The 26,979-nt window shown below is 37.9% G+C and carries 27 protein-coding genes and 1 riboswitch; of the genes, 16 read left to right on the top strand and 11 right to left on the bottom strand.

Annotation, left to right across the window (positions count from 1 at the left end; genetic code table 11):
* Positions 1-11 precede the first annotated feature (11 nt).
* Both AAJG31_RS05585 and AAJG31_RS05580 read left to right on the top strand, forming a co-directional pair.
* Positions 12-707 carry a response regulator transcription factor gene (locus tag AAJG31_RS05585; RefSeq protein ID WP_048390068.1) on the top strand — a complete coding sequence of 232 codons (696 nt, stop codon included), beginning with the start codon at positions 12-14 and terminating at the stop codon, positions 705-707.
* The gene (locus AAJG31_RS05580) at positions 685-2,745 is read left to right on the top strand and encodes a HAMP domain-containing sensor histidine kinase (protein WP_066037701.1); all 2,061 of its coding nucleotides are present in this window, start codon (positions 685-687) and stop codon (positions 2,743-2,745) included. The genes AAJG31_RS05585 and AAJG31_RS05580 overlap by 23 nt, the downstream gene beginning before the upstream one ends.
* 95 nt (positions 2,746-2,840) lie before the next feature.
* Here the strand turns inward: AAJG31_RS05580 and AAJG31_RS05575 are convergent, their stop codons facing one another.
* From AAJG31_RS05575 to AAJG31_RS05560, 4 genes are all read right to left on the bottom strand, one after another.
* Positions 2,841-3,587: an amino acid ABC transporter ATP-binding protein gene (locus AAJG31_RS05575; protein ID WP_066037702.1), complete on the bottom strand. Its 747-nt coding sequence runs from the start codon at positions 3,585-3,587 to the stop codon at positions 2,841-2,843.
* Positions 3,588-3,598: 11 nt separating this feature from the next.
* A complete protein-coding gene (locus AAJG31_RS05570) occupies positions 3,599-4,255 on the bottom strand; it encodes an amino acid ABC transporter permease (protein ID WP_066037703.1) in 657 nt (218 codons plus the stop codon).
* Between the two features lie 67 nt (positions 4,256-4,322).
* Positions 4,323-5,120, bottom strand: coding sequence for an amino acid ABC transporter substrate-binding protein (locus tag AAJG31_RS05565; protein ID WP_054550807.1), 798 nt, complete (start codon positions 5,118-5,120; stop codon positions 4,323-4,325).
* Positions 5,121-5,351: 231 nt separating this feature from the next.
* Positions 5,352-5,744, bottom strand: a complete 393-nt coding sequence (locus tag AAJG31_RS05560) for a ribonuclease HI family protein (RefSeq protein ID WP_066037704.1) — start codon at positions 5,742-5,744, stop codon at positions 5,352-5,354.
* A 187-nt stretch (positions 5,745-5,931) separates the two neighbouring features.
* Here AAJG31_RS05560 and AAJG31_RS05555 point away from each other — a divergent pair, with 187 nt between their 5' ends.
* The gene (locus tag AAJG31_RS05555; protein ID WP_004269383.1) at positions 5,932-6,123 is read left to right on the top strand and encodes a zinc-finger domain-containing protein; all 192 of its coding nucleotides are present in this window, start codon (positions 5,932-5,934) and stop codon (positions 6,121-6,123) included.
* Between the two features lie 66 nt (positions 6,124-6,189).
* Here AAJG31_RS05555 and AAJG31_RS05550 read toward each other — a convergent pair whose 3' ends face one another.
* Together AAJG31_RS05550 and pepF are read right to left on the bottom strand one after the other, a co-directional pair.
* A complete protein-coding gene (locus tag AAJG31_RS05550) occupies positions 6,190-7,173 on the bottom strand; it encodes an SEC-C metal-binding domain-containing protein (protein ID WP_004269384.1) in 984 nt (327 codons plus the stop codon).
* A gap of 227 nt (positions 7,174-7,400) precedes the next feature.
* On the bottom strand, positions 7,401-9,215 hold the full coding sequence (gene pepF / locus AAJG31_RS05545; RefSeq protein ID WP_066037705.1) for an oligoendopeptidase F: 1,815 nt from the start codon (positions 9,213-9,215) through the stop codon (positions 7,401-7,403).
* 217 nt (positions 9,216-9,432) lie between these two features.
* Between pepF and AAJG31_RS05540 the strand changes: the two genes are divergently transcribed.
* Both AAJG31_RS05540 and AAJG31_RS05535 read left to right on the top strand, forming a co-directional pair.
* Positions 9,433-9,873 carry a DNA starvation/stationary phase protection protein gene (locus tag AAJG31_RS05540; RefSeq protein ID WP_054550810.1) on the top strand — a complete coding sequence of 147 codons (441 nt, stop codon included), beginning with the start codon at positions 9,433-9,435 and terminating at the stop codon, positions 9,871-9,873.
* Positions 9,874-10,063: 190 nt separating this feature from the next.
* Positions 10,064-10,501, top strand: a complete 438-nt coding sequence (locus tag AAJG31_RS05535) for a general stress protein (RefSeq protein WP_048390084.1) — start codon at positions 10,064-10,066, stop codon at positions 10,499-10,501.
* 115 nt (positions 10,502-10,616) lie between these two features.
* Here AAJG31_RS05535 and AAJG31_RS05530 read toward each other — a convergent pair whose 3' ends face one another.
* Both AAJG31_RS05530 and AAJG31_RS05525 read right to left on the bottom strand, forming a co-directional pair.
* A complete protein-coding gene (locus AAJG31_RS05530) occupies positions 10,617-10,973 on the bottom strand; it encodes a hypothetical protein (protein ID WP_066037706.1) in 357 nt (118 codons plus the stop codon).
* Positions 10,974-11,107: 134 nt separating this feature from the next.
* Positions 11,108-12,007: a DMT family transporter gene (locus AAJG31_RS05525; RefSeq protein WP_004269389.1), complete on the bottom strand. Its 900-nt coding sequence runs from the start codon at positions 12,005-12,007 to the stop codon at positions 11,108-11,110.
* Between the two features lie 133 nt (positions 12,008-12,140).
* Here AAJG31_RS05525 and AAJG31_RS05520 point away from each other — a divergent pair, with 133 nt between their 5' ends.
* The 5 genes from AAJG31_RS05520 (at position 12,141) to AAJG31_RS05500 (ending at position 16,044) form a co-directional block, all read left to right on the top strand.
* Positions 12,141-13,022, top strand: a complete 882-nt coding sequence (locus AAJG31_RS05520; RefSeq protein ID WP_048390089.1) for a LysR family transcriptional regulator — start codon at positions 12,141-12,143, stop codon at positions 13,020-13,022.
* 71 nt (positions 13,023-13,093) lie between these two features.
* Entirely contained in the window at positions 13,094-13,768 is a 675-nt protein-coding gene (locus tag AAJG31_RS05515) for a phosphopantothenoylcysteine decarboxylase (RefSeq protein ID WP_048390090.1), read from the top strand.
* A 103-nt stretch (positions 13,769-13,871) separates the two neighbouring features.
* Complete coding sequence (locus AAJG31_RS05510; RefSeq protein WP_279494537.1) at positions 13,872-14,474, top strand: TetR/AcrR family transcriptional regulator; 603 nt, start codon at positions 13,872-13,874, stop codon at positions 14,472-14,474.
* Entirely contained in the window at positions 14,458-15,552 is a 1,095-nt protein-coding gene (locus AAJG31_RS05505) for a heparan-alpha-glucosaminide N-acetyltransferase domain-containing protein (protein ID WP_279494538.1), read from the top strand. Before AAJG31_RS05510 ends, AAJG31_RS05505 begins: the two co-directional genes overlap by 17 nt.
* A gap of 170 nt (positions 15,553-15,722) precedes the next feature.
* A riboswitch (SAM riboswitch) is annotated at positions 15,723-15,818 on the top strand.
* A 70-nt stretch (positions 15,819-15,888) separates the two neighbouring features.
* Complete coding sequence (locus tag AAJG31_RS05500; RefSeq protein ID WP_004269393.1) at positions 15,889-16,044, top strand: YezD family protein; 156 nt, start codon at positions 15,889-15,891, stop codon at positions 16,042-16,044.
* Between the two features lie 90 nt (positions 16,045-16,134).
* On the opposite strand, the gene AAJG31_RS05495 is transcribed toward AAJG31_RS05500, so the two are convergent.
* Positions 16,135-16,620 carry a flavin reductase family protein gene (locus AAJG31_RS05495; protein WP_048390098.1) on the bottom strand — a complete coding sequence of 162 codons (486 nt, stop codon included), beginning with the start codon at positions 16,618-16,620 and terminating at the stop codon, positions 16,135-16,137.
* 149 nt (positions 16,621-16,769) lie between these two features.
* Here AAJG31_RS05495 and AAJG31_RS05490 point away from each other — a divergent pair, with 149 nt between their 5' ends.
* The gene (locus tag AAJG31_RS05490; protein WP_048390099.1) at positions 16,770-17,555 is read left to right on the top strand and encodes a VOC family protein; all 786 of its coding nucleotides are present in this window, start codon (positions 16,770-16,772) and stop codon (positions 17,553-17,555) included.
* Between the two features lie 370 nt (positions 17,556-17,925).
* On the opposite strand, the gene AAJG31_RS05485 is transcribed toward AAJG31_RS05490, so the two are convergent.
* Both AAJG31_RS05485 and AAJG31_RS05480 read right to left on the bottom strand, forming a co-directional pair.
* The gene (locus AAJG31_RS05485) at positions 17,926-18,204 is read right to left on the bottom strand and encodes an amphi-Trp domain-containing protein (protein ID WP_048390101.1); all 279 of its coding nucleotides are present in this window, start codon (positions 18,202-18,204) and stop codon (positions 17,926-17,928) included.
* A 145-nt stretch (positions 18,205-18,349) separates the two neighbouring features.
* The gene (locus AAJG31_RS05480) at positions 18,350-18,550 is read right to left on the bottom strand and encodes a cold-shock protein (RefSeq protein WP_004269397.1); all 201 of its coding nucleotides are present in this window, start codon (positions 18,548-18,550) and stop codon (positions 18,350-18,352) included.
* Positions 18,551-18,763: 213 nt separating this feature from the next.
* Here AAJG31_RS05480 and AAJG31_RS05475 point away from each other — a divergent pair, with 213 nt between their 5' ends.
* The 5 genes from AAJG31_RS05475 to AAJG31_RS05455 all read left to right on the top strand — a co-directional run bounded on the left by AAJG31_RS05475 (position 18,764) and on the right by AAJG31_RS05455 (position 26,975).
* Complete coding sequence (locus AAJG31_RS05475) at positions 18,764-20,443, top strand: formate--tetrahydrofolate ligase (RefSeq protein ID WP_048390103.1); 1,680 nt, start codon at positions 18,764-18,766, stop codon at positions 20,441-20,443.
* A 450-nt stretch (positions 20,444-20,893) separates the two neighbouring features.
* Entirely contained in the window at positions 20,894-22,930 is a 2,037-nt protein-coding gene (locus AAJG31_RS05470; protein WP_103117789.1) for a hydantoinase/oxoprolinase family protein, read from the top strand.
* Between the two features lie 3 nt (positions 22,931-22,933).
* On the top strand, positions 22,934-24,613 hold the full coding sequence (locus AAJG31_RS05465) for a hydantoinase B/oxoprolinase family protein (protein WP_066037711.1): 1,680 nt from the start codon (positions 22,934-22,936) through the stop codon (positions 24,611-24,613).
* 12 nt (positions 24,614-24,625) lie between these two features.
* Complete coding sequence (locus AAJG31_RS05460) at positions 24,626-25,378, top strand: IclR family transcriptional regulator (protein WP_054550817.1); 753 nt, start codon at positions 24,626-24,628, stop codon at positions 25,376-25,378.
* Between the two features lie 22 nt (positions 25,379-25,400).
* Positions 25,401-26,975, top strand: coding sequence for an OPT/YSL family transporter (locus tag AAJG31_RS05455; protein WP_048390111.1), 1,575 nt, complete (start codon positions 25,401-25,403; stop codon positions 26,973-26,975).
* The last annotated feature ends 4 nt before the right edge of the window (positions 26,976-26,979 follow it).

The raw sequence follows: 26,979 nt of genomic DNA, 5'->3' as shown, positions 1-26,979 counted from the left end.
AGTGAATGTAGTTGAACATTTTGATTTGTGATGATGATAAAGAAATTGTTAGGGCGATTAGCATTTATTTAGAAAATGAGGGCTATCAAGTATTCAAAGCTTACAATGGGATAGAGGCAATCGATCTTATTCGAGATCACATTATTCATCTTATTATTATGGATATTATGATGCCCAAAATGGATGGGATTACGGCGACGATGAAGATTCGGCAAGATAATATGATTCCGTTAATTATGCTTTCTGCTAAATCAGAGGATTATGATAAAATACTGGGATTAAATATCGGAGCAGATGATTATATGGCCAAGCCGTTTAATCCATTAGAACTTGTGGCTAGAGTGAAATCGCAGCTCAGAAGGTATACGACCTTTGGAAGTCTTGAGAGGAGTAGTGCTGTATTTCAAACGGGTGGTCTTGTGATTGATGATGAACAGAAAATCATTACTGTTGATAAACAAGAGGTTCATTTGACACCAGTGCAATATAAAATCTTAAAGCTTCTCACAGCCAATGCTGGAAGAGTATTCACGATTGAAGAAATTTATGAAAAGGTATGGAATGTCAGGGCTATTAATCCTGAAAATACGGTTTCGGTTCATATTCGAAAGATTCGAGAAAAAATTGAAATTAATCCAAAAGAGCCGAAGTATTTAAAAGTTGTATGGGGAGTTGGGTATAAGGTTGAGAAAGTTGAGAAGTATTAGTCATGCACTTATTACGAAAGTAGTTGTGTTTCTAATTGCTGTCGCTTGTTTAACTGGTATAGCGAGAGTAATGATTAACATGGAATTTAATGAGATTCATCTTAGTAGTATAAATCAAGATAACTATTTTGAAAGTCGAGCATTCGCAGATGAAAGTTACAGCATTATTGCTCCTTTAGCGCAATTAATCGGAAAATACAAAAGTGAAGAATATATTTTAAGTGGGAAGACACTAACAGAAGAGGATAATAGAAGAATCGAAGAGGAATTATATTATGATTTTCGCAATTCTTACAGATATAATCCTAATTTGAGTGAAGAGGAAAATAAGCACATCTATCAGGAAAAATATGCAAAAGACATTGCTAGAACAAAAGATGAAAGTATGACAGAACAGGTAAGAAATTTTTATCAATTACGCAGTTCGCTCGAAGCCTATGAAGGAATTGTGTTTTATGCGAGTGACGGTGAACATAAGTTCTCCAATAGTGATCTCACTAAGAAAGAGCAATTTGAATCCTTTGATGCCTATATGTTATTTGAAGATTATCAACAAAAGCTTTACCCAAATGAAGTGAAAGAAAGTCAATACTTGGATTACTTTACACACGAAGTTAACATGTTGAACCCACAAACAGATGTTATTTATGTGGCGTTTAAAGATTCTTACCTACAGCAAAAAATATCGGAATGGGAAAAAGATAAAGCGGCTGCCCAAGGTTTTCTGAATGAATGGATAGTATTTCTAGCAGGGTTTATTTTATGTTTTGTGTATTTAATCATAGTTATTGGAAGAACGCCATTTGATAAAGAAGAAATTCATTTCCATGTCATAGATAAACTTTATAATGATCTTAATATTGTGCTTATCGGTTGCTTAACAGCGATGTGGATCGCCATGATTGTTGAAGTCTTCCGTGATATGTACATGTTCTTCACCGTGCCTATTTTTATCATTGGCTTACTATTGATTTTATCACTCGTAAAGCATATTAAAAATAGAACGTTATTTCAGCATACACTCCTCTATCAACTATTCAAAAAGCTATTTATTTTGCTGAAACATGTTTTTGACAGTGGCAGTACAGGCGTCAAAATTGTGCTGCTAGTTATTGGCTATCCATTAGTAGTGGCGGCTACGTTTTTCATGTTTCCTATTACGATGGGGATTGCTGCCTGGTTGGCAATGAGAAAGGTGAAGTCGTTTAACCGCATTAAAGAGGGTGTAGAGCAAATTAAAAATGGAGATCTTCATCATCGAATTGAAGTTGACGGAAAAGGGGAGTTTAATCAACTTGCAGAAAATATTAACCGTATTACAGATGGGTTAAAAAAGGCAGTGGATAGTGAAATCAAGAGTGAGCGTTTAAAAACAGAACTTATTACGAATGTTTCGCATGATATTAGAACGCCTTTAACGTCAATTATTACGTATGTTGATTTATTGAAATTAGAAAACGATCCTAAAATGATTGAAGAATATGTAGATGTGTTAGATCAAAAATCTAAAAGACTGAAGCTTTTAACGGATGATTTATTTGAAGCGGCTAAAGCATCAAGTGGTAGTATACCTGTTCAGTTAGAACGGATTGATATCGTCTCATTACTAACGCAAGGAATTGGAGAAATGGATGAAAAAATTGAAGCCTCGTCATTAGATTTTAAGTTAGCCCATCCAACAGAAAAAGTGTATGTGAAGGCTGATGGTAAACTCCTATGGCGTTCCATCGAAAACTTATTCTCGAATATTTTTAAATACGCACTGCCTACATCAAGGGTATATATTGGTGTTGAAGACGTAGGGAATGAAATACTTGTGACATTTAAAAATATTTCAGCATATGAATTAAATATTTCAGTTGATGAGTTAATGGAACGCTTTAAACGGGGCGACGAATCAAGATCAAGTCAAGGTAGCGGATTAGGGTTGTCGATTGCTGAAAGCCTTATTCACATCCAGAATGGCAAATTCTTAGTTCAAGTAGATGGTGATTTATTTAAGGTCATGATTTATCTACCGAAATTTCCAAATGAATAATGTAATAAAGGAATAGGATACATGCGAGTCCTATTCCTTTTGTGTACGTAAAGAAGATAAAAAAAGAGAGCGGCATAAGCCAACTCTCCCTTAACTTAGTTAAGATTCTTTTGTAAAAATGCCTTTGTACGGTCGTTTTGAGGGTTTGTAAAGAAGTTGTCTGGATGATCGGATTCGATAATTTGACCACCATCCATAAAGACGACCTTATTTGCTACCTCTCGTGCAAAGCCCATTTCGTGTGTTACCACAATCATCGTCATCTGATCCTCTGCTAGGCTTTTCATAACCTTTAATACTTCGCCTGTCAGCTCAGGATCTAAGGCAGAGGTAGGCTCATCAAATAATAAAATTTGAGGATTCATCATAAGGGCACGTGCAATTGCTACCCGCTGTTTTTGGCCGCCAGAAAGATTAGCTGGAAAAGCCTTGGCCTTGTCGGCAAGACCAATTTTTTGTAGTAAATCTTGACAGCGTTTTGTAATGGCTTCTGCCGATTCTGTTTTTAATAAGCTCGGTGCCATTTCAAGGTTTTGCTGAACGGTTAAATGGGGGAACAGGTTAAAGTGTTGAAAGACCATCCCCATTTTAGCTGTGATTGCTTTGATGTCTTGTGGCTTTGTATATCGACCATCTTGCACTAAATAATCGCCATCTACTACAATACTGCCACCATCGATTTCTTCTAAATGTATTAAGCTTCGAAGCATTGTACTTTTCCCAGATCCAGAGGGACCGATAACTGCAATGACATCATTCTTCTCTACTGAAAATGTAATTTGTTTCAGAACCTCCACCTGATCGAAAGATTTCTTCAAATTTGTTACTTCCATTAATGCCATATGTGTCACCTCTATTCGAATTTAAAGCGTTTTTCTAGCCATTTAAAGAACACCGTCAAGACAAGGGTCATGACTAAGTAAATTGCACCAGCAATAAAGAACGGTGTAATTGTGAAGTCACGATTGACAGCTGTTTGCGCAAAATGTAGTAATTCTGGAACAGCAACTGCATAAAGTAGGGCTGTATCCTTAATTAGTGTAACGGATTCATTTGATAAAGCGGGTAAGGCGACACGAAACATTTGTGGCAAAATAACACGTGTCGTCGTTTGCCATTTGGATAAGCCGAGTACCTGGGCTGCCTCATATTGTCCTTTATCGATGGCAAGAAGACCACCACGGAATATTTCTGCAAAGTAGGCAGCATAATTTAAAATAAAGCCAAGACATGCGGCTACAAAACGATCCAATACTAAATATTCACCGATTACTGGCAGCATAGGTAGACCAAAGCAAATTAATAATAATTGTAGTAATAGTGGTGTACCACGCATGATATAAATATACGTATGTGCAAGCCAAGCGAGTGGTTTTATCCGACTTTTTACGGTGAGTGTTAGTAAAAAGCCAAATGGAATCGATACCAGAATGGCAATGAAGAACAGTAAAACTGTCATTTTTGCTCCTTCTAGCATCGGTAATATCATAGTTTGCCAGTAATCCGCCATAACGATGTCCCTCCAAAAAGAGTAAGAGTTCCGCTAAGGAAACTCTTACAGTTGATGTATCCTGTCATTATTTTAATACTTTATCTTCACCGAACCATTTTGTTGAAATGTCAGCCGCAGTACCGTCTTCATTCATTTTGTCTAACGCGGCTTGTAGTTTTTCTAATAAGGCTTCATTTCCTGGTTTCACACCAATACCGTATTGCTCAGGTGCGAGTGATTCCTCTAATAATTTGAATGTGTCAGGCTCTTGTGTCATGTAATATTCTGCAACTACAGCATCAATTACCACAGCATCAACACGGCCTGTTTTTAAGTCTGATAATGCTAAAACATTATCCGCAAATTCTGTAATTTTTTTCACTTCTTTGTGAATTGGATTACCGTTTAATGCATCGGCTGCAGAAGAAAGGGATTGAATACCTACTTCTTGTCCAGCTAAATCACTTAGCTTCGTAATCTTTGAATCTGCCTTTGTTATTACAACTTGAGAGTTTTCAAGATAAGGCTTTGTAAATAAAACTTTTTCCTTACGTTCATCTGTAATGGTATAACCGTTCCATATTAAATCAATACGTCCACTTAATAATTCAGCCTCTTTTGTTTTCCAATCGATTGGCTGGAATTCTGCTTCAACGCCCATATGCTCTGCTGCAGCGCGAGCTAAATCAATATCGAATCCAACGATGTCATTTTTATCATCGCGGAAGCCCATTGGTGCAAATTTATCGTCAATTCCAATAATAATTTTTTCTTGATCTGCTGCTGTTTCGTCTTTTTCTGCTGTCTTTTCTTTTGAAGTACCGCATGCTGCTAAAACGATGACAGCTGTCAGCATCATAAATAAAGTCAATACACGTTTCATTTTAGTTTCCCCCTATAATCTAACGCTTTCGTTTGCTAAACTGCTAATGTGTTAAAGGATAACATCGTACTCTAACAATGTCAATATCGTTTTGGATTAATCAGAAAATGAGTGGCGTTTTCTAGCTATTTTTTGAATATCATAAAATAATGAAATTGGGGGAAAGTAAGTAACTGAAGAATAGGGAAAAGAAAAAGGGACTGCTCCAATAGAACAGTCCTGTGAAATGAGCTAGCCATTTTTGCTTTGGATTGCTTTTCGTGCCAAGGCATCAGCCGCTTTATTTTGTGAGTCGGGCACCCATTTGATAAAGAATAAATCAAAGCTAGTAGCAAGCGCTAAAGCTTTTTCTAAATAAGGTTTAAATTCCTCATTTTTCACATATTCTTTTTCCATAGAAGCAACAACGATTTTGGAATCTGAACGCACCGAGACAAGAGGGGAGCCTAGCTTTTGCGCTTCTTCAAGACCACGAACCAATGCTGAAAACTCAGCAATATGGTTGTTTGTTTCCCCAATATACTCGCTGATTTGGATCTGGTGACCTTCACCTTTAATAAATATTCCTATACCACTTGGCCCGGGATTTCCTGCACTGGCAGCATCTATATAAACCTCTAACATATCATCCCTACTTTGCGTTTTGACTTCTCTATAATTGTACAACAAGGCTATGGGCAAAGCATCCTTGTGGGGCAATTCGTGTTTGAAAAAAATACGTTGGAAGTAAACAAAATAGTTGCTTGTTGAAATTGAACGCTTCATAATAGTAGGAAGTGAATTTTGGACGTGAAAGGAGCGAGAGTTCAACATGGATAAAGTGACGGTTATGAAGGATATTGATGAACTGCATGATACGTATTGTTCGGATTGCTTAGTGATTAAGCAATTACGTAAAGAACGTGGTAAACCAGGGGCTCATCGTTTCTGCATTGAAGCCTGTTCAGTTGGAGAAAAGCTACAGTTCCTAGGGGAAGAACTTTTAAAAGTTTATAGCAAATAAACACATGAGAAAAAGCTACATGTATTAGCAAAACGCTAGTACATGTAGCTTCTTTAATTGTCAAGATTATTTCGTTTCAGCATAGCTGCTTAGATCTTGGTAATACTTTGTAAGAGAGGAAGCCGAAATATCGAATGTCGCAGCGATTTCTTTTACCGTCATAGAAAGGGACTCAAACAGCTCCTTTTCCTGACCGTAACGAATAGCACCAGCTGCAATGGCCGCTTCTTTACGCGCAGTCGGTTGACCTTCAATTAAATAGTCTTCTAAAAGCTCAAGCATCGGTGCTGTTTCACGCTCATTTTGCTCTAGGAAGTCTTTTACTTGTGTCAGGACATTGCTCTCAAAGTTTGAAAATTCCTCACCTTTATAGCCATTTGATACTAATAACTCCCAAAATGCTAGGTGCTCTTCTTTTAAGAAGGAGCCAACCTTCTTCTCTGAAGCCTCAAAGCGCTTCTTAAATTCTTCAAAGACCTTCGCATGATCCTCTGGGAAGAAAATCAGTGTAGACACAGCTAAATAATGAGCCGATTTCTTCGTGCCATCTGGTAAAATGAAGGCAAATACATGCATACCTTCAGGAATCGGTTTGTTATTTTCACGTCGAATATAAAGTTCATCATTTGTAAGTATATGATTAGCCTTGAAATATTTTTCCTCAACAACAGACACCGTACCAATAAATAAAGTAGGCTGAGACCAATCTTCAAGTACTTTGACTGTAGAAGGTCTTACCGCTTTTTTCTTCGTTTTCTTCAAATAATTTTTCCAAATAGATGGCTCTTGATGGAAGAAAAAGTCGTCTAAAGCGATGGCTTCAATAAGCTCTCGCTGTAAAACGCTCTCTAATTTAGGCTGCCATGTGCCCACATGCTCAATATAGGCACGAACATCTTTACGTTCAGGATACTCTAAGTAAAATGTTTGTAGCACACGCTCTAATTCTTCGATTTGTACTGCTTCCACTGTTACTTGTTGTTTGCCTTCACAACATTTTTTATATTTTTTGCCGCTACCGCATGGGCATGGATCATTACGTTTTACCATAATTAGAACACTTCCTTTAATCATTGTTAATCGTATATTGCTAAATAATTTGCGTACTCTTAATAATAACGGTACTTTTGTATGAAGAAAAATGATTGTCTATTTTGAAATATCTAAAAAATATAGAGGGACGCCCTGATTCTAGTATATGTACGTATTTTTCTACTTAGAACTAAAAAAAGAAAACGATCTATACCTTGAATAGGCAGGACCGTTTTCTAGTTAAATTATTGCTGAACCGCTTCGATTTCCACTGTTAGACGTTCAAGCTCATCAATTAAATGGCCAATGTAGGCAATTGTATCACGAAGTGGTTGGTCAGTCGTAATATCAACACCAGCCATTTGCGCTAACTCCACTGGTGATTTTGTACCGCCAGCCCGAAGAACTGCTAGCCAATCTTCAACAGCTGGAGCGCCCTCTTTTAAAATACGTTGAGACACTTGTGTGGAGATGGTTAACCCTGCACTATATGTGTATGGATAAAGGCCCATATAATAGTGCGGCTGACGCATCCATGTGAGTTCAGCACCTTCAGAAATAGCGACAGTATCACCCCAGAAATCTTCCAACACGGAACGTTTTAATTGATTGAGGATGGTTGCATTAACTGCTTCTCCAGCATCAATTAATTCATATACTTTGCGTTGATAGGCAGCTTCTAGTAAATGTGTAACAAAGTTATGATAATATGTTTTCGCTACAATATTGGAAATTACCCAACGTTTAAAGCGTAGATCTTCATTATGTGTTAGTAAATAATTTGCTAACAGCATTTCATTCATTGTCGATGGCGCTTCAATAAAGTATAGAGATGGACGACTATTAAGATACGATTGATGTTCATACGTATTTGCAAAATGCCCAGCATGACCAAGCTCATGAATAAGTGTAAAGACTTCATTCATTTGTTCATTCCAAGACATTAAAATATAAGGATGGCTACCATACGGACTTGAACAAAATGCCCCTGTAGATTTTCCTTTGTTTGGCGCATAGTCAATCCAGCGTTCATTAAAGGCTCTCTCCATTAATTGATTATAGTCTTCACCCATAACGGCTAATGCCTTTTCAACATATTCTTTTGCCTCAGCCATTGATAATCTTGGATCATACTCAGGATCCAGCGCAATTTTTAAATCTGCAAATGTCATTTGGTCGATTCCGTTGGCTTTTTGAATTAACGTTGCATAGCGACGCATATGCGGGGCAAGCTCTTTTGTAATTAAATCAATTTGACGATTATAGAGCGAACGATCGACATCTTGATCAAATAATAAATAATCAATGACAGAATTAAAGCCTCTTAGGTCAGCCATTGTTTTTTCTTGTTGAATATGTGTGTTATATACTTGTGCCGTTGTATGCTGGTAATCGCGTAGCTTGCTTGAAAAAGCTTGAAAGGCAGCACGGCGTACATCTGTATTTGCTTCAAACTCCCAGTCATTTTCGTACAGCACAAAGCTAAGAGGATGCTTTTCGCCATTGGCTTCAAATTCGCCAAAATCCATGTCCACTAATTTCGTCGTATTGTACGTTTTATATGGCGCGTCAAATGTGGCACTGAAGGCTGCCAGCGCTTTTTCCACTTCAGGATGGAGCTGGTGTGGTTTTTGTTTTAATAATTCCTCTAGATATCGTTTGTAAAGAGGGCTTAATGTCGCTGCTTCTTGTAAAACAGCTTCATCCAATGCTAGTAACTCGCTGCGCACGAAGGATAGTGCACTGCTGACTTTTCCTATAGCTGTACCAAACTTTGCAGCACGCATTTGTGCTACATCATTTGTGCGATCTGTCTCAAGATTTAAGCTTGCATATGTGCCAATCGGAACAAACTTTTTTTGTAGCTCTTCAAAGGCTGTTAACACGTCGATTACTTTTTGTGCATTTGTAATCGTACCTTTGTATTGTTGCTCGAAGCTAAGTGCATCTTCCACTAATTGTGCTAAGGTAGGTTCAAAATCAGCCTCATTGCTCAATAAATCTGTTAAATCCCAAGTTTCCTCTACTGCAACATCTTTTCGTAATGGTAAAACTTTCATTTATGGACACCCCTTTACATATAAGTGATTTCATTATAACGAAACTATTTCGGAAAGTGAAATAATTTCATAGAATAGTTGAAATATTCTTACTCTAAATCGTTTCTCATGAAGGATGTTTGAAATATTGTCGGTCGGGAACAATGAGTGTATAGCCAACATCTTTTATTACTCATACTAATGGCTAGAACAAGACATATTGGAGGAGAAATTGATTATGACACAAAACTTAAACAAACAATTAAATAAGCTAGTGGCGACATGGTCTGTGCTTTATACAAAGCTACACAATTATCATTGGTATGTCACAGGTCCAGCCTTCTTTACACTGCATGCAAAATTTGAAGAGCTATATAATGAAACAACATTGAATTTAGATGAAATAGCAGAGCGTATTTTATCAAAGGATGGCAAGCCAGTGGCAACATTAAAAGAGCATCTAGAGCTATCCTATGTAGATGAAGCAACAGGTGAAGAAACGACAGAGGACATGGTTGCAACGACAATCTCAGATTTCCAAAAGCTGATGAAAGCTTTAAATTCTACAATGGAGCTAGCCGCAGAAGAAGGAGACGACCGTACAGAGGATTTACTCAATGCCATGTATCAGTCTCTTGAAAAGCATACATGGATGTTAAAGGCCTTTCTTGACAAGTAAAAATTGAAAATTTGCATGCTGAAGAAGAAATTCTCTCCAGCATGCTTTTTTTCTGCCCTGAACTTATTATGTCAAATCAGCAACGTAGTTTAAGGCAATTTAACAATTATTACAGTTTAGTAAAATGGGTTTGTTTGTGTGTAGTGCGGGTAATTACCTAGTAAGCCATACAACATAGGAGGAATTGAACATGATGAATGAACAAAATCCAAAAATTGAGGTGGCCCATACAAGGGATGAAATGCTTCACATTTTAGAGAATATGCGAATGGAAGGTTATCACCAAGACGATATTCATATTATTGCGAGAGATCCCCAACAGTTTGAGGATGTAAAATGGGATGCCGATGTGCAAACGCATGAGGCTGGAAATTGGGTAGATCAATTTAAATCTTGGTTTACAGGCGACTCAGCCGTTACAGAGGGTTTAAAACGATTTAATCTGTCAGAGGGACAAATCGCTTACTATGCGCATCTTGTAGAACAAGGAAGTATTGTCTTATATGCAGAACATGAGGATGATGTCGATACACTCCAAACATATCCAGAGACTGCTGAAGAGCAAGAGGAGCGTTTAAGAAATCAACAGCGTATGGCAGAAGCAGAGCAATATAGAAGATTTTTATAATGAATCAAACTAACGAGATATGACTATTCCTTGCTAGTTTGAATATAGACAAAGTCGATTGTTTCGACTTTGTCTATTATTTTATCTAGCATTTCTTGAAAAGAAGGGCTATTTTTTAAATGCCATCTTTATATTTAGAAATGTTATTTTTCGCATTTAGTATTGATAGAATAGGATCACTTGTTTTCTTTTTAAAAGGTTGCGAAAGCAGGTCTTGTAAATTAGTAGATTCTCTCATATCAAGGCTTTGTTTGGTTTCCATGAGGAGAACCCTTTGTCCTGTTGGTTTGACAAGGTATTGACGTACATAGCCATTTTCGTATCTGACCTCAATTTTCGATTTGTTCTTTTTTTCGTCTTCCTCTTCACGGCCACCGACATGTCTCATTAAATCCAGTAGGTTTTGTGTTTGAATTGGTTGATTATCCTTGGTTGGTAAATAATATGACGTATGTAAGGTTTGAATTTGCATGTATGAATCTCCTTTATTTTCGTACCTGTAAAAATTAGTCTATTTTACATGTAATCGTGCTATAAATTCAATACATAGTAAAAGGAAGCTTGAGAAATAACTCTCAGCTTCCTCTTTTATTCATATGCACTATATTATTGTATGACTTTTTCCTGTGCATCCTTTTTCATAAAACGTAATACATGGAAATGCTCTAATTGTGCTACTAAATTCCCTATAAGAATGAAGCTGCCACCAATCATTAATTTCATTGTTATGCCTTCTCCGATAAACATCATGGCAAACATAGCGGCAAAAATTGGTTCTAAGGAGAATATAAGACCTGTATGTGTAGCAGAAGTATACTGTTGTGCAACAGTTTGACCCACAAAGCAAAACGCACTACAGATGATGCCAAGCCCTAAAATAGCAATCCAGGATATTGCTGAATTTGGCATTGTTGGTGTTTCGAATAGAAAGGTTAACACAAGTGCATAAATTCCAGCAAAGCCAAGCTGATAAATTCCGTATGAAATGGACTCTACATTTCGTGTGAATGAGCTATTTAAAAGTAAATAAATTGAATAACATAACGCAGCAATTGCTACTAATAAATCACCTTTATGGAATGTGAATGAGCCGTGTGCTGTTAAGACGGTAATACCAATCATGGTACAAATGATTGCAAAGCTAACTGCTCGAGAAGGTAATTTTTTTTCAATAAAGCTGCTGAAAATCGGCACTAACACGACCGTTAGGCTTAAGATGAAGCCAGCATTTGAAACAGAAGTAGATTGTAAACCAAATAAACTTAACGCGAACACAATGAATAATAAAAATCCTTGAATAGCCGCATATTTTAATGTTTTACCATTTACTTTGATCATCCGTTTGTAAAAAATAAGTCCTGCTACGAAAAATGCGATGATACAACGTAATGCCACCACATTATAAACTGCCAACGTTTCTAGCCCCATGACCATAAAGGTATAAGAGAGCCCCCAAAACATTGTGACAATAACCATCAATACATTTGCTTTTCCTTGGATACTCATTATGTTCACCTACCATCTGTGTACTAAAACAGTTTTATACTAAAAATTACTATATATCTTGTGTTGTGATTAGTAAAACGAATGTTTATAATGAATAGGATTAAAAAAATTCATGTATATAGAGGGATTGCGGATGAGCTTAGTGAAATATGAGATTTTAACAAAGGTGGCAGAGGTGGCAAGCTTTACAAAAGCAGCTGATGCGCTAGGGTTAACACAATCTGCTGTGAGTCATGCCGTGTCGAGTTTAGAAAAAGAGTTTGGCTTTGCGCTCATTCATCGAAGTCGTGTGGGTGTGACATTAACGAGTGAGGGACAAACAATGCTAAGGGCAATGCGTCAGGTTTTGGATGCTCAGGAATTATTGCAACAGGAAGCAGCTCACATTCATGGCGTGACACGAGGTAAGGTTCGAATTGGTGTGATATCGAGTATTTCTTCCAATTGGATGCCAGAAATTGTTCGAATTATGGATAATCAATTTCCAGGGATACAGGTGGAGTTACGAGAGGGAGATTACTATGAAATTGAACAATGGCTTTTAAGTGGTGAAGTAGAAGCAGGATTTTTGAATGGTCAAAAGTCAGAGCAATATCAGTTCACTGAGCTCCAACAAGACCCATTATTATGTATTGTTTCGGATAAAAGTCCATTGTTTGATAAGACAGAAATTGATATCGTAGATTTAGAGGATATGCCATTTATTATGACTTCCTATAAAGGGACAAATGATGTCAAGGTGCTATTAGAGCAATATCATGTTAAGCCGAATATCCGCTTTGAGCTTTCCGAGGAGGTAGGGATTCTTTCCATGATTTCTCATCATTTAGGGATCAGTATTTTACCTCAGTTGGTTATTCAAAATTTACCGCCAACATTGAGAGCGATTCCGTTAAAGCAAGGTGGCTACCGAACGATTGGTATTGCCATGAAACACCATGCTTCGCCCGTCACAAAGAAATTTGCAGAGATATTAAGTGCTTGGCTAAAAGAACAAAACAGCTCCCTAAAATAGTGGCTATTGAAGCCTATCCTTACATTACGTTAAAATAGTATTTGTATATATTTCAGAAAATAGGTGAGTGTATGGGGACATTACAGGGCAAAACCGTACTCATTACAAGTGGGGGAACACTTGAAAAATGGGATCGTGTACGAGGTCATACTAATTTATCAAAAGGCACAATGGGGTGTTATTTAGCAGAGGCGGCGCTGGCTGCTGGCGCTAACGTAGTATACATGCATGGTTACTTTGCACAGCTCCCAGAAAACCAAAATGATATGACATTGATACAATTTGAAGGCATAGAGGATTTAGGACAAAAGGTACGTCATGCAGTTCAACAACAACATGTCGATATCGTTATTATGGCGGCTGCGGGCTCTGATTGGGTCATTGACAAAGTATATGATCAATCAGGTAATTTAATGGAGGAAACGGGGAAAATGCCTTCTGACGAACCACCTATTATTCATTTTAAAAAAGCACCAAAAGTATTAGGTCAAATTAAGGGATGGCAACCGAATGTAACGTTAGTAGGCTTTAAGCTCGAAGCAACGAATGATGAGGAATTCTTGTTAGCTCGTGCCAGACTGCGTATGGAAACAGCCAATGCACAATTTATGGTAGCAAATAGCTCTCAGTCTTTATATGGGGGGGATGAACCTCATTGGATTGTACCTGCTGATGGACAGCCTCTTAAAGTAATGGGCAAGCAAAAAACAGCAGAAGCTTTAATGATGTATTTACAAAATCAATAAATGTGAACTGTGTAGAGAAATATTTCTACACAGTTTTTTCTTGTCTAAAAGGTTAGCATCCTATAATATTTACTTAACGGTCGGTAAAAAAAGGAGGGTAATAATGGGAAATAAAGAACAAACTTTTCGCAAGATTATAGAAATTGCTTATGTGATGTTTGCGGAAAATGGATTTGAAAAAACAAGCTTAGCAATGATTGCTACAGAGGTCGGTATTTCAAAACCAGCCATTTACTATTATTTTCAATCAAAAGATCAATTAATCGCTTTCATATTTGATGAATTGTATAAAGAAATTCAACATGATGTTGCTGTGGATTATAAAGAGCTTTCTTCTGCTAATTTTAAGGAGGAATTACTTAAGCTAGGCTATAAATCTATTGAGGCACAGGACAAGGACCCTTATTTTAATAAAATATTTAATCAATATGTACTATTAGCGGCCCGCGATGAAAACTATAAAAGACAATTAGTAGAGCTAGAAACCAGTTTTTTAACGAGCTTTGTTGCTATCCTACGATATGGCGTACAGCTAGGCGTGCTAGAGGATACTCCACATATAGAAGCGAAGGCACAGATGCTAGCCCTCGTCTATGATAATATCGGTAATTTCATGTTAACAGGCAACCAATTGAACTATAGGGCTATTTGGAAGGAGGCAGTGAATAGCGTTATCCAAGGGGGCAAAAATGACAAAAAGAAATGATGATCGGCGCATTGAAGGTCTTGATTTTGCAAGAGCTCTCGCCATGCTTGGCATGTTCATTGTCAATTTTGGCGTCATAACAGATTCTACAACGAATGGTTCAACATGGTTAATTGCCTTCCAACATCTTTTCGAGGGACGTGCTTCGGCCGTATTTGTCATGCTAGCAGGAATAGGGACAGCCTTAATGACTCGTCAGGCTAGAGAGAGTAAGGACCCAATCCTTCTTCGTCAAAATCGACTTACTTTGTGGAAGAGGGCGCTTTTGTTATTTACGATAGGGATAATATTATATGCAATCGGCTGGACAGGAGATATCTTACATTATTATGGCGTGTATATGTTTGTTGCTGCTTGGTTGATTGCCCAATCCAAGAAAATGATGATCTTCATAATTGGTGCCATCCTTATCCTTTCACAATGGCTTCAAATTCAATTTAGTTACCTTGCTGGTTGGCATCCAACATATGTGCTACTAGAGTATCTTGATTTTTGGACACCAGCAGGATTTATAAGAAATTTGATGTTTAATGGCTATCATCCACTATTCCCCTGGATTTGCTTCTTTCTGATAGGTATGGTAGTGGGCACATTAGATTTAACAAATCATACATTAAGAAAAAACTTACTGGTGATAGGTTTATTGTTAGTCATCATGACTGAGACTTGTTCAACGTTATTCATTAAGATGACAACCATTCATTTATTAGATGTAGAGAGTGCATTGTATTTATTTGATACAGGACCGATTCCACCGAATATGATGTATGTCCTATCTAATTCGGCTTCGGCTATTGTTATCATTGTTGGCTCCATCTATCTTGTAGAGACATGTAAAAATAAGGTTATTCAATCTTTCATATTAACAGGACAAATGTCTTTAACGCATTATGTTGGCCATGTTGTTATAGGCATTGGAATACTAATTATTTGCCAAAAGCTGGAGAACCAAACACTTGCTTTTTCCATGCTGTATGCCTGCTGTTATTTTTTAGGATGTGTCGTTGTTTCTGTATGGTGGAGGACTAAACATCATCGAGGCCCACTTGAATTCATGATGAGGAAATGGAGCTTGTAATAAATTAATGGATTGCCATCTATTTCTCACTGACTAGGCATAAAATACTTTAGGTTTAGGGAGTCTTTTAATCTAAACGACATATTGCATAGTATTCAACTAGGTTTTCTAATATTTTGTATTGACATTCCTATAGCAGAATTATAGAATTATTTTCAAGAAACGCAGTACTCTTATCAAGAGAGGTGGAGGGACTTGGCCCAATGAAGCCTCGGCAACCGAACAACAGGTGCCAAATCCAACAGATGGTGTCTGAGAGATAGGAGGGGCTATCAATCAGTTTGATGCGTTGGCCTCTTTATGAACAATAAGGATAAAAAAGAAGGGGTGTATCGTATGGCTCAGTCAGTAAAAGTAGATGATAAGAAACTAGAGGCAATTGCGAAGGCGATTCAAAATCTTGAATTTGGTGAAGTGCATATTACGATTCAAGATGGTGTGATTGTGCAAATTAATAGGCTTGAAAAGCAGAGATTTCCGCAGAAAAAATAACAATGATTTCAGTAGAACTTATGTCAAACGGCCACCTATAAGCATGAAGGATTTCCTGTGCTTACAAGTGGCCCTTTTTTTGTGTAAAGACTAGCTATAAAAGCTTTTTGGTATGGGACCGATATGACGGCGATGATAAAGCAAAGGCTCTTTTTGAGCATTTGTAATGTCTACGACCTGCCCAATAAAAATGGTATGGTCGCCAGCATCGATTTGCTGAAATGTTTTACATTGTAAATTAGCTGCTGTATCATGTAAAATCGGTAGTCCTAAAGAGGAAGTTGACCATTTTGCTTGTGCAAAGCGATCAGGGATTTTACTGGCAAATAGTGTACATAAATGCTCTTGATCACTCGCTAAAATATTGACCGCAAAATTTGGCGCAGTCGTGAAATAAGGATGGAGCTGAGATTTTTTATCGAGTGACCACAAAATAAGGAGCGGGTCGATTGAAACAGATGCAAAGGAATTGACGGTTAAGCCAATCGGTTTTGTGTCATGACATGTCGTGACAACTGTTACGCCTGTAGGATAATTACCTAATGCCAATTTAAAAGCAGCTACTAAATCTGTCATTCAAATCACCTCTTTATGAAATTAGTGAACGGAGTTTGTAGGTAAACGAAACTTTTTTTCATATCCTACTAGTAACTCCTTTTCTTGAGTAAATTTTAAACTAATCAAACATACAGGTAAAGGTAATGGGGAAAGAAAGGGGAATGGCCATGACTTTATATTTTGATCATTTGGTTCATCAAGTGGAATCACCAGAAAATATAAAGGTTTTCTTCAATAAACGAAATGTCCATACAGTGAATGGTGGGCAGCACACGATGTGGGGGACTTATAATACGTTAAGCTACTTTGGCTTAAGCTATATTGAACAAATTGCTATCTATGATCGTGATTTATTTGAGCAAGCGGCACAATACCCATATTCCCTACATTATACGTTTAAACGTGATCAAGAGCGCCAGGGATTTTCTCGAATTGCTCTGCGCACAAAAAATATTGAGGAAGAGGGTCGACGCTTGCGAGCATTGGGCTATGAAGTATATGGACCAGATGCATGTAGCAGAACAAGACCAGATGGCACTGTGGTAGAATGGAAGCTACTGCATTTTGGTAAGCCAGATCTGCCAATTGATTTTCCATTTTTGATTGAATGGGCGGAGGAAGATGAAGAACGTTTGGTTCAATTAAAGGCAAGTGGTGCCATTGATGTCAAACAGGCTATAACGATGGAATCCGTCCAATTCTACGTCAAGGACATGCAGGCAACAGTTAAGCTGTGGCAAGAGGTGTTACAGCTACCAGTGCCTACGCAATATGAGCAGTATTTGTCACTACAGCTACCGAATATGCGCTTAGATTTCTATGAGGAAGAGAGCGCGATGACAATGACACTTGGTCATGTCAAAGAGGGACCATTTGGTGTGACATTAAAGGATCCTAAACGAACAAAGGAAACTTTAGTTTGCCCTGGTGCTTTTTATTGGATAAATCGATAAGGAGAAAAGGCTGGGCCATAACTAACTGGGACCTTCATTAAGCCGAATAATCTTTAAATTAACAAACATGATAACTAGAAAAACCGAACTATTCCGAAACACTTCGTAAGCGTTTTAGTGGATAGCTCGGTATTTTTATGGGCTGAAACACTTTTGCTTCCGCCTTTTTACATAAGTATTGAAAAACAAAACCATCAATAGAATTTCTGATGCTGGCTACTTGCTTTCCTGTGGATTTAGCGTTACAGAGGAGACCCTGGAGCGAAATCACCCCAACCTTGCTAAAAAGTTTTAGCTAGTGACATGATCTTTAATTCAACAATATGGAAAAATCCACTTCATCAGAAAAGTGGATTTTCGTTGCCAATTATTATTCAATTGTCATTTTTTTCGGTGTTTCTGTACCTGTATACCAATCAAATTCAATTTCAAATGAATGCTTGTCGCCCTTTTTTGTATAGGAGTATTCGATTTTGAGCTGTTCACTTGGGCTGACAACTGTTGGCTCTGTGTCTTGAACAAAAGTGAATTCACCATTTTCTTTAAGCTTTTTTGCAATCGTTTCCAGTGTTGCTGCAAATTCTGCTACACTTTGTCGTTCTTTATGCTTCAAAATAACTTCAGTCATGGGTTTATTTTGTTTTTGCATCGAAATCCCTCCTTACGTCTTGTTACTTCTATTATAACATGGAGGGGGCATTCAGCTTATAAAACAATACAAAAAGCGGATGAAGGAAACGATGCATTTCCTAATCCGCTGCTAATCTGGAACTACATGGATAGTCCCATTACGCTTATAGTTTTACAACATTTGATGCTTGGGGTCCACGATTGCCTTCCACAACATCAAATGAAACCTTTTGACCTTCTTCAAGTGTACGGAAGCCTTCCTCCTGGATGCCCGTAAAATGAACAAATACATCTTCGCCATCATCACATTCAATAAAGCCATAACCTTTTTCATTATTGAACCACTTTACGATCCCCTGTTGCATAAGCATTCGCCTCCAATGCGCTTGAATGTAAAATAAAGTTAAATAAATGGTGCACTTATTGAGAAAATGTGAAAAAATTGCATTTTCTCTTAGAACATACAGGAATTGAACAAATAAGTCAATTGATTGACGAAATGCTTGCATATCTGGCTTTCTTTTTTTTCACAATTAAGACTATAATGGAAATGAACAACATAGAAAGTAGGATGCCAAATGACAACGAAAAATCAACCATTATCAGATTTAGAAATCGCTAGTCAAGCAGTGATCAAACCTATTACGGAAATTGCCAATGCTGCGGGTATTCCAGAGGATGCTCTTGAGCAGTATGGACGCTACAAAGCAAAGATCGACCCATTAAAAATTACTGCTCAAGGCGAGGATGCAAAGGTAGTATTAGTATCAGCTATTAGTCCAACCCCAGCTGGTGAAGGAAAGTCGACTGTGACTGTTGGACTAGCAGATGCCCTTCATCAATTAGATAAGAAGGTGATGGTCGCATTACGTGAACCATCATTAGGTCCAGTCATGGGCGTAAAAGGTGGCGCAACTGGCGGAGGTTACGCACAAGTTATACCAATGGAGGATATTAATTTACATTTTACTGGCGACCTTCATGCGATTACAACAGCTAACAATGCTTTATCCGCATTTATTGATAATCATATCCACCAAGGAAATACACTTAACATTGATCCACGACGCATTATTTGGAAGCGTGTCATGGACTTAAATGATCGTGCCCTTCGTAAGGTAGTGGTGGGATTAGGTGGTCCTGTTCAAGGCATGCCGCGCGAGGACGGCTTTGATATAACGGTTGCCTCTGAAATTATGGCGGTATTCTGTTTAGCAACAAGCATTGAGGATTTACGTGAGCGCATCGCTAGTATCGTGATTGGCTATACTTTCGAGCGTGAGCCTGTCTTTGTGCGTGATTTACAGGTAGAGGGTGCCTTAACACTATTATTAAAAGATGCCTTTAAGCCAAACCTAGTTCAAACATTAGAGGGAACACCTGCTATTATCCATGGTGGTCCATTTGCGAATATTGCCCACGGCTGTAATTCTATTATGGCGACACAAACCGCTCGTAAGCTAGCTGATATTGTGGTGACAGAAGCGGGCTTCGGCTCTGATTTAGGTGCTGAAAAATTCATGAACATTAAAGCGCGTAAGGGAGGCTTTAAACCAAGCGCAGTTGTCATTGTAGCGACAATTCGTGCCTTAAAAATGCATGGTGGTGTACCGAAAACAGCGCTTGTAGGCGAAAATGTGGAAGCACTTCTACAAGGGATTGAGAATTTAGCTAAACATGTAGATACAGTTCGTACATTTGGCGTTGAACCAATTATTGCATTAAATCGTTTTATCACGGACACAGAGGCTGAGCTAGAAGCCGTTCTGAACTGGTGTCAAGAAAATCATGTTCGCATTGCCCGTACGAATGTCTGGGAAGAGGGCGGTAAAGGTGGTCTAGCCTTAGCTGAGCAAGTACTAGCTGTGCTAGAGGAAGAAAACAACTTCTCTCCTTTATATGATGTAACAGAGTCAATTGAAGAAAAGGTACGTACGATTGTGCAAAAGGTATATGGCGGGAAAGATGTACAATTTACAGACCAAGCCAAAAAACAAATTGCCCAAATCGAAAAATTTGGTTGGGACTCCCTTCCAATTTGTATGGCGAAAACCCAGTATTCTTTATCAGACCAACCAAGTTTACTTGGTCGTCCAGAAGGCTTTACCATCACAATTCGCGAAGTTATTCCAAAGCTTGGTGCAGGCTTCTTAGTTTGTCTAACTGGCGATATTATGACAATGCCAGGACTTCCAAAAGCACCAGCTGCGCTACGCATGAATGTCGATAACGAAGGACATGCGGTAGGATTGTTTTAACAGAATATTAAAAGCTGCCTACTTAAATGGGCAGCTTTTTTATTGATAATGGGTAAACATGGTTCGTAGGAAGTGACCCAATTCAACGTCTATCTACAATGCAAATATGGTATAAAAGTAAAATTTCGGATGATTCCTTCATCCACCTCTTGAGTAAAAATTCATAAAAATTAATTTTTTTAAAACGATTTTAAGATTCTAGTGAAAACTAGGATCTTTTTTATGTTGCACAAAAATCACGAGAACTTTCCTTATATAAATGTGTTTGGTATTTTTTATCAATAGTTCTCTGATATTGGAAAGATAGAGCGGGTTTTTACAACGAAGGACAATTGTCAAATGAATTTTTATTTAAAAAATACATTGAATTTTCTTTTTCTTTTAAATATAATTTATTTAATTCTAATTCGGAACGCTGTACCGATAATAGGAACATGGAGGGATGAAGTCTTGAAAATCGCAACAGATATTGGCGGTACTTTTACTGACCTAGTTTTCACAGATGAAAAAGGAAATCTTCATTTTGATAAGGGACATACGACACCTGGTCACTTTGAGGATGGCATACTAAATGTATTAGGACGACATGTAACGGAAGATTCTTTCATTGAATCATTTATTCATGGATCGACGGTTATCATCAATACATTAACGGAAAGAAAAGGGGGCGTAGTTGGGTTAATTACAACAAAGGGTTTCCGTGATGTTATAGAAATTGCTCGTGGAAATCGACCAGACTTATATAACTTTAAATATAAAAAGCCAGAACCATTTGTAGAGCGTTATTTACGTCAAGAAATTGATGAGCGAATTGATTTTAAAGGAAATATTATGAAAGCGCTTAATACCGAGGAAGTTGACGAGATCGTTTATAAATTTAAGGAATTAGGTGTTGAGGCGATTGCCATTTCCTTAATACACGGCTATAAAAATCCAATTCATGAACAACAGTTAAAAGAAGCCATTTTAAAAATTTGGCCGGAAGTATATATCACACTTTCAAGTGAAACGATTAAAGAATACCGTGAGTATGAAAGAACAAACACAACAGTCCTTAATTCTTATGTAAAGCCAATTGCACATGCCTACTTAAAAAGCCTAAAAGAGAAATTAAGCACAATTGGCATTACAGACCATTTAAAAATTATGCAATCGAATGGCGGGACTACAAGCTTTGATAAAGCAATGGAGCTACCAATCAACCTCGTTGAATCTGGACCTGTAGCAGGGATGTTTGGGGCAGCTAAATTAGGCCAACTTTTAAATGAATCGAATATCATAGCTTTTGATGTTGGTGGGACGACAGCAAAATGTTCGCTTATTACAGATGGCAAAGTCAATGTCACAACAGATTACTATATTGAAAGAAATGAAAAATTTGCGGGCTATCCTATTAAAACACCTGTAGTGGATATTGTGGAAATCGGAAATGGTGGTGGCTCTATCGCACGTGTAGATCAGTTTGGCTCATTAAAGGTTGGACCAGATTCTGCTGGGGCAAAGCCAGGGCCTGTAGCATATGGCTTAGGGAATACACAGCCAACAATTACAGATGCCAATGTTTATTTAGGAAGATTATCCTTAGAAAACTTTGATAACCCAGTATCCATTGACAAAGTGGAGGAGGCTCTTGTTGAAGCAATTGCGAAACCATTTAATGTGTCAGCAGAAGAAGCAGCACAGGGTATTTTAGATATTGCAAACTCCAATATGTTAAATGCACTGAAGCTGATCTCTATTCGTAAAGGCTATGATCCTGAAGACTTTACAATGGTGGCATTTGGTGGCGGTGGTCCACTACATGCGATTAATTTAGCAGAAGAGCTTGGTATGAAAAAAGTCATTATTCCTTATGGCTCATCCGTCTTCTCAGCATTAGGAATGATGATGACCGAATATCGACAAGATTACATTCAAACAAGTTTAATGAACTTTGACAAAGACCATCTTGCGGCTATTCAAGAAAATATTGATCAAGTCATTGCTAATGCCTATGCAGATGCACCATTATCAAAGGATCATTATTATTTTGAAATTAATTATGATTTACGCTACAAAGGTCAAGAGCATGCCGTTAAATTAAATGCATCAGCTATTACGCTTGATGAAGAGGGGCTACTTGCATTAGCAGAAGCCTTCCATATCAAACATAAACAAGAGTTTTCTTTTGATTTACCAGCTACACCAATTGAGTTAGTCAACTTACATCTTACAATCTACGGGAAAGATGAGGCGGTTCAATTTAAAGAGCTAGACTTCTCTCATATCGACAATTCTACATGTATCAAGGCACAACGCAATTTATATGTGAAGGGAACAGGTTGGGTAGAGGTCAATGTCTATGACCAACAAAAATTAGTACCTGGCTATGTCATTACAGGTCCTGCAATTGTGGAAAATCCAACATCTACGGTCGTAATCAATAATAATCAATCAATTGAAATTGATAAATACGGCAATTTGATAGTAGAGATGGAGGGGAAATAAAACATGAAAAAAGATGTTTTTGCAGTAGAAATTATTCAAGATTCATTGCTAGCTATAGGCGATGAGATGTTTATAGCTCTAGCACGCTCTTCTATGAGTCCAGTAATCTATGAAGTATTAGACTATGCTTGTGGTTTAACAGATGCCAAGGGTAATTTAATTAGTCAAGGAAACGGTGTAACGAGCTTTATTGGGATGTTAAGTCCAATGGTACAGCGTGTAATAGAGAAGTTTGATAATGGGAAAAAACTACATGAAGGTGATGTCATTATTATCAATGACCCTTATGTTGGAGGTGGATCGCATTTATCGGATGTGGGCTTAGTTCTCCCAATTTTCTACAACGGTGAAATTATTGCGTACTCTGCCAATAAAGCACACTGGACAGAGGTAGGGGGCATGGACCCTGGTTCATTTACAAGTAATTCTAATGAAATCTATCAGGAAGGTTTACAGCTACCAGGTGTCAAACTTTATCATCAAGGTGAGTTGAACGATGCAGTCTATGAAATCATTTCTACGAATGTTCGTTTACCAGAGCTTTCAATCGGTGATATGTTTGCACAAGTAGCCGCCTTAAAAACAGGTGAAAAACGAATCTCAGAGCTTTGTCAGAAGTTTGGTGCGGAATCGGTGAAATTGTCCATTCAAAAATTATTGGACAAAGGTGAGAAAATTGTAGAGTATGAGCTTCAACACCTACCTAAAGGTGAATTTTATGCGGAGGACTTTATTGAAGGGGACCCATTAAAGGGTGGACCTTATCCAATAAAAGTGAAAGTCACAATTAGTGATGAGGCGTTTATTTGTGACTTCAGAGGCTCACATCCTGCAGTCAATGTGCCAATGAACTGTTCTCAGTTTGGTTTAATGGCAAGTGTGCGCGTTATGTTCTTAGCATTACTTGGCGATATTGACGTAATTAACGAAGGTGTCTTTAAACGCTTAACGATTATCACAGATGACAATTCGATTGTTTCAGCTAAACGTCCACATCCTGTGTCTATGAATTTTGAGGCACGTATTGGGGCAGCTGATCTAATTTGGAAAGCTCTTGCGCCGCATTTACCAGAACGCTTATCGGCAGGGCATTTACAATCTGTTTGTACGTTTATTCTCACTGGGAAAAATCCTGAAAATGATGAGTCATTCCTAATTGTTGAGCCATCTGTTGGTGGCTGGGGAGCGGCGAATGATGAGGATGGGCAAAGCGGGCAATACTGTATGGGAGATGGCGAAACATATAATCTTCCAGTTGAAATTGCCGAAACAAAATACGGTATTCAAATTGATGAATATAGCTTAAATTGTGACGGTGCTGGTGCTGGTCAATTTAGAGGTGGCTTAGGTGTTCGTCGCGTTTATACAGTCAATCATGATGGTCAAAAGGTTTCTGTGAACTTAGGTAGACATCAATTCGCGCCATTCGGCTTAAATGGTGGTGGAGAAGGCTCTCACAACTATTTAATCATTCATAAAAAGGATGGAACGAAAATTGGACCAGTGGGCGTACTTGCCAATTATGAATTGCAAAAAGGCGACCGTATTGAGCTTGTGACTGCTACTGGCGGTGGTTATGGTCCTCCACACGAACGAAGCTCAGAGGCCATTGAACGTGACCTATTAAATGAATATATTTCTGTAGATGTAGCGAAAGAGCGATACGGTTATCAAAACGCTTAAAGGGAGAAATAGATGACTGTCAAGACATTAAAAAACTCATTGGATATACTAGAATGCTTTGCAACGACAGAAAATGCATTAGGTGTTCGTGAAATTTCACGCATGATGAAACTGCCGACAAGTGTCGTGCAAAGAACCATTAATACATTTACAGAAGCGGGTTATTTAATACAGGATGAACACACGAAAAAATATAAATTAGGTTATAAAATGTACCTTTTTTATGATGTGTTATCGAATTCAAAAGACCCTCACTCGACCATTTATGAATTGATGCAAAATCTTGCCAGTGAAATCAATGAATCAGTATTTCTTACTTATATGGACAATGAATACGGTGTCACAACGAAAATAGCCGAAAGCAATAAAAATGTAAAGTATGCGGTGTCTTTAGGAACAAAGACACCCCTTTACATCGGTGCTTCCTGTAAGGTCATGTTTGCTTATTTAGACGAGGACAGGCAACTGGAATTAATGGCCTTCTTTCATGAGGAACAATCGAAGGAAGAGCAGGTTTCTTTCCTAGCGTCATTAAAGGAAGAGCTGCAACAAATTCGCCAAAACAACTGGTGTGTTACCATCGGGGAGTATAATGAACATGCATTTGGCATTAGTGTACCGTTATTTAACTATAAAAAGGAAATCACTGCATCTCTTACAATTTCTGGGTTAGTATATGATTTAGATGATCAAAGGGAGAAAAATATGCTTGAACAGTTAGTGAAAGTAGCTCAGCAAATACAATCACACATTTCAAAATTATAACAACAATAGGGGAGCTGACACTATGAATAATAAAGTATTACATCCAAGGGCTTTAGAGCCTGTAACTCTACTAATGATCGTCTTAACATCTGTTGTGGGGGCAATTATTGGGATACAGCTAATTACGACTTTAGGGATTTCTGCCAATACATCAATCGTTGGGGCAATATTTGCGATGATTCTTGGAAGAATACCGATTGGCAAGCTAATTGCCTTTAAATCTGTACACAGACAAAATATTATTCAAACTGCCATTTCGGCAGCAACGTTCAGTGCAGCAAGTAGTTTAATGTTGCCAATTGGTATTCCATATGTATTAGGCTATGAAAATTTAGTATTACCATTGTTTATCGGTGTTATTTTAGCGATGTTTGTTGATGCTTTATTATTATATAAATTTTTCGATACAAAGATTTTCCCAGCAGCAGGTACTTGGCCACCAGGGATTGCAACAGCTGAAGCCATTAAGGCGGGCGATAAAGGCGGTAAGAATGCAAAGGTATTAATTGGTGGTGTGTTAATTGGTATCGTGGGATCTGTTTTGAAAATTCCAATGTCAGCTTTTGGGGTAGCGTTCATCGGTAATATTTGGGCACTGACGATGTTTGGGATTGGGCTTTTATTAAGAGGCTATTCTGTTCAATTATTTAATGTTGACTTAAATGCTTACTATATTCCACATGGCGTTATGATTGGTGCTGGGATTGTAGCACTTTTCCAAGTAGCTTTTGCCTTATTGAATAAAAAGTCGGCTAAAAAGTCAGAAGAGTTAAGCTATTCAAAAGATGCAAAAGAAATTCGACAAGCATTTGGTGTTGGGTTTATAGCATATTTAGCCATTGCTCTATTAATCGCTATTTTAGGCGGTATTATTTCACACATGTCTTTCGGTATGTTAATAGGATTCATCATCTTTGCAACGATTGCTGCATTTGTCCATGAGCTAATTGTAGGTATCGCAGCGATGCATGCGGGTTGGTTCCCTGCATTTGCAGTGGCATTTATTACACTGATTGTTGGTATTTTAATTGGTTTCCCAGCTCCAGCACTTGCATTACTAGCAGGGTATAGTGCTGCTACAGGGGTAGCATTTGCGGATATGGGCTATGACTTAAAAACTGGTTTCATTTTACGTGGTAATGGTAGTGATGTTGCATTAGAAAAAGAAGGTCGCAAGCAACAATTGATTGCTGGTATGCTAGCTTTTGCAATTTCCGCAGTTGTAGTATTGCTATCCTATAAATCTTATTTTGCACAGGATTTAGTAGCACCTGTTAACCATGTGTATGCAGCAACAATTCAATCAGGCGTTACAGGCGATGTAGCGAAACAATTAATGATTTGGGCGATTCCAGGTGCATTAATTCAGCTAATTGGTGGTTCAAAACGTCAAATGGGTATCTTATTCGCAACAGGTTTATTACTTGTCAATCCAATTGCTGGCTGGGCTGTATTAGTTGGTATCATACTTCGTGTTATTTTCACATATGTGACGAAAGGTAAGAGAGAATCTGAAATGACGGTCTTTGCAGCAGGTGTCATCGCTGGAGATGCGCTATATAGCTTCTTCTCTTCCATTCTAAAAATAGGGAAATAGAAAG

Origin of the sequence: Lysinibacillus sp. BS3, from assembly GCF_039614735.1 — a bacterium.
In the GTDB taxonomy this organism is placed as follows: Bacteria; Bacillota; Bacilli; order Bacillales_A; family Planococcaceae; genus Lysinibacillus; species Lysinibacillus capsici.
The sequence above is the reverse complement of the archived record's forward strand: the minus strand, read 5'-3'. Positions and strand labels throughout refer to the sequence as shown.

Bases quoted from the DNA above. Each gene is read 5' to 3' on its own strand.
- AAJG31_RS05500 (WP_004269393.1), top strand. From the start codon at position 15,889: ATGGCTCAGTCAGTAAAAGTAGATGATAAGAAACTAGAGGCAATTGCG.
- AAJG31_RS05510 (WP_279494537.1), top strand. From the start codon at position 13,872: ATGGGAAATAAAGAACAAACTTTTCGCAAGATTATAGAAATTGCTTAT.
- AAJG31_RS05535 (WP_048390084.1), top strand. From the start codon at position 10,064: ATGATGAATGAACAAAATCCAAAAATTGAGGTGGCCCATACAAGGGAT.
- AAJG31_RS05525 (WP_004269389.1), bottom strand. From the start codon at position 12,007: ATGAGTATCCAAGGAAAAGCAAATGTATTGATGGTTATTGTCACAATG.
- pepF (WP_066037705.1), bottom strand. From the start codon at position 9,215: ATGAAAGTTTTACCATTACGAAAAGATGTTGCAGTAGAGGAAACTTGG.
- AAJG31_RS05495 (WP_048390098.1), bottom strand. From the start codon at position 16,620: ATGACAGATTTAGTAGCTGCTTTTAAATTGGCATTAGGTAATTATCCT.
- AAJG31_RS05575 (WP_066037702.1), bottom strand. From the start codon at position 3,587: ATGGCATTAATGGAAGTAACAAATTTGAAGAAATCTTTCGATCAGGTG.
- AAJG31_RS05480 (WP_004269397.1), bottom strand. From the start codon at position 18,550: ATGCAACAGGGGATCGTAAAGTGGTTCAATAATGAAAAAGGTTATGGC.
- AAJG31_RS05550 (WP_004269384.1), bottom strand. From the start codon at position 7,173: ATGGTAAAACGTAATGATCCATGCCCATGCGGTAGCGGCAAAAAATAT.
- AAJG31_RS05460 (WP_054550817.1), top strand. From the start codon at position 24,626: ATGACTGTCAAGACATTAAAAAACTCATTGGATATACTAGAATGCTTT.
- AAJG31_RS05530 (WP_066037706.1), bottom strand. From the start codon at position 10,973: ATGCAAATTCAAACCTTACATACGTCATATTATTTACCAACCAAGGAT.
- AAJG31_RS05485 (WP_048390101.1), bottom strand. From the start codon at position 18,204: ATGCAAAAACAAAATAAACCCATGACTGAAGTTATTTTGAAGCATAAA.
- AAJG31_RS05515 (WP_048390090.1), top strand. From the start codon at position 13,094: ATGGGGACATTACAGGGCAAAACCGTACTCATTACAAGTGGGGGAACA.
- AAJG31_RS05520 (WP_048390089.1), top strand. From the start codon at position 12,141: ATGAGCTTAGTGAAATATGAGATTTTAACAAAGGTGGCAGAGGTGGCA.
- AAJG31_RS05465 (WP_066037711.1), top strand. From the start codon at position 22,934: ATGAAAAAAGATGTTTTTGCAGTAGAAATTATTCAAGATTCATTGCTA.
- AAJG31_RS05455 (WP_048390111.1), top strand. From the start codon at position 25,401: ATGAATAATAAAGTATTACATCCAAGGGCTTTAGAGCCTGTAACTCTA.
- AAJG31_RS05505 (WP_279494538.1), top strand. From the start codon at position 14,458: ATGACAAAAAGAAATGATGATCGGCGCATTGAAGGTCTTGATTTTGCA.
- AAJG31_RS05565 (WP_054550807.1), bottom strand. From the start codon at position 5,120: ATGAAACGTGTATTGACTTTATTTATGATGCTGACAGCTGTCATCGTT.
- AAJG31_RS05540 (WP_054550810.1), top strand. From the start codon at position 9,433: ATGACACAAAACTTAAACAAACAATTAAATAAGCTAGTGGCGACATGG.
- AAJG31_RS05570 (WP_066037703.1), bottom strand. From the start codon at position 4,255: ATGGCGGATTACTGGCAAACTATGATATTACCGATGCTAGAAGGAGCA.
- AAJG31_RS05475 (WP_048390103.1), top strand. From the start codon at position 18,764: ATGACAACGAAAAATCAACCATTATCAGATTTAGAAATCGCTAGTCAA.
- AAJG31_RS05555 (WP_004269383.1), top strand. From the start codon at position 5,932: ATGGATAAAGTGACGGTTATGAAGGATATTGATGAACTGCATGATACG.
- AAJG31_RS05560 (WP_066037704.1), bottom strand. From the start codon at position 5,744: ATGTTAGAGGTTTATATAGATGCTGCCAGTGCAGGAAATCCCGGGCCA.
- AAJG31_RS05490 (WP_048390099.1), top strand. From the start codon at position 16,770: ATGACTTTATATTTTGATCATTTGGTTCATCAAGTGGAATCACCAGAA.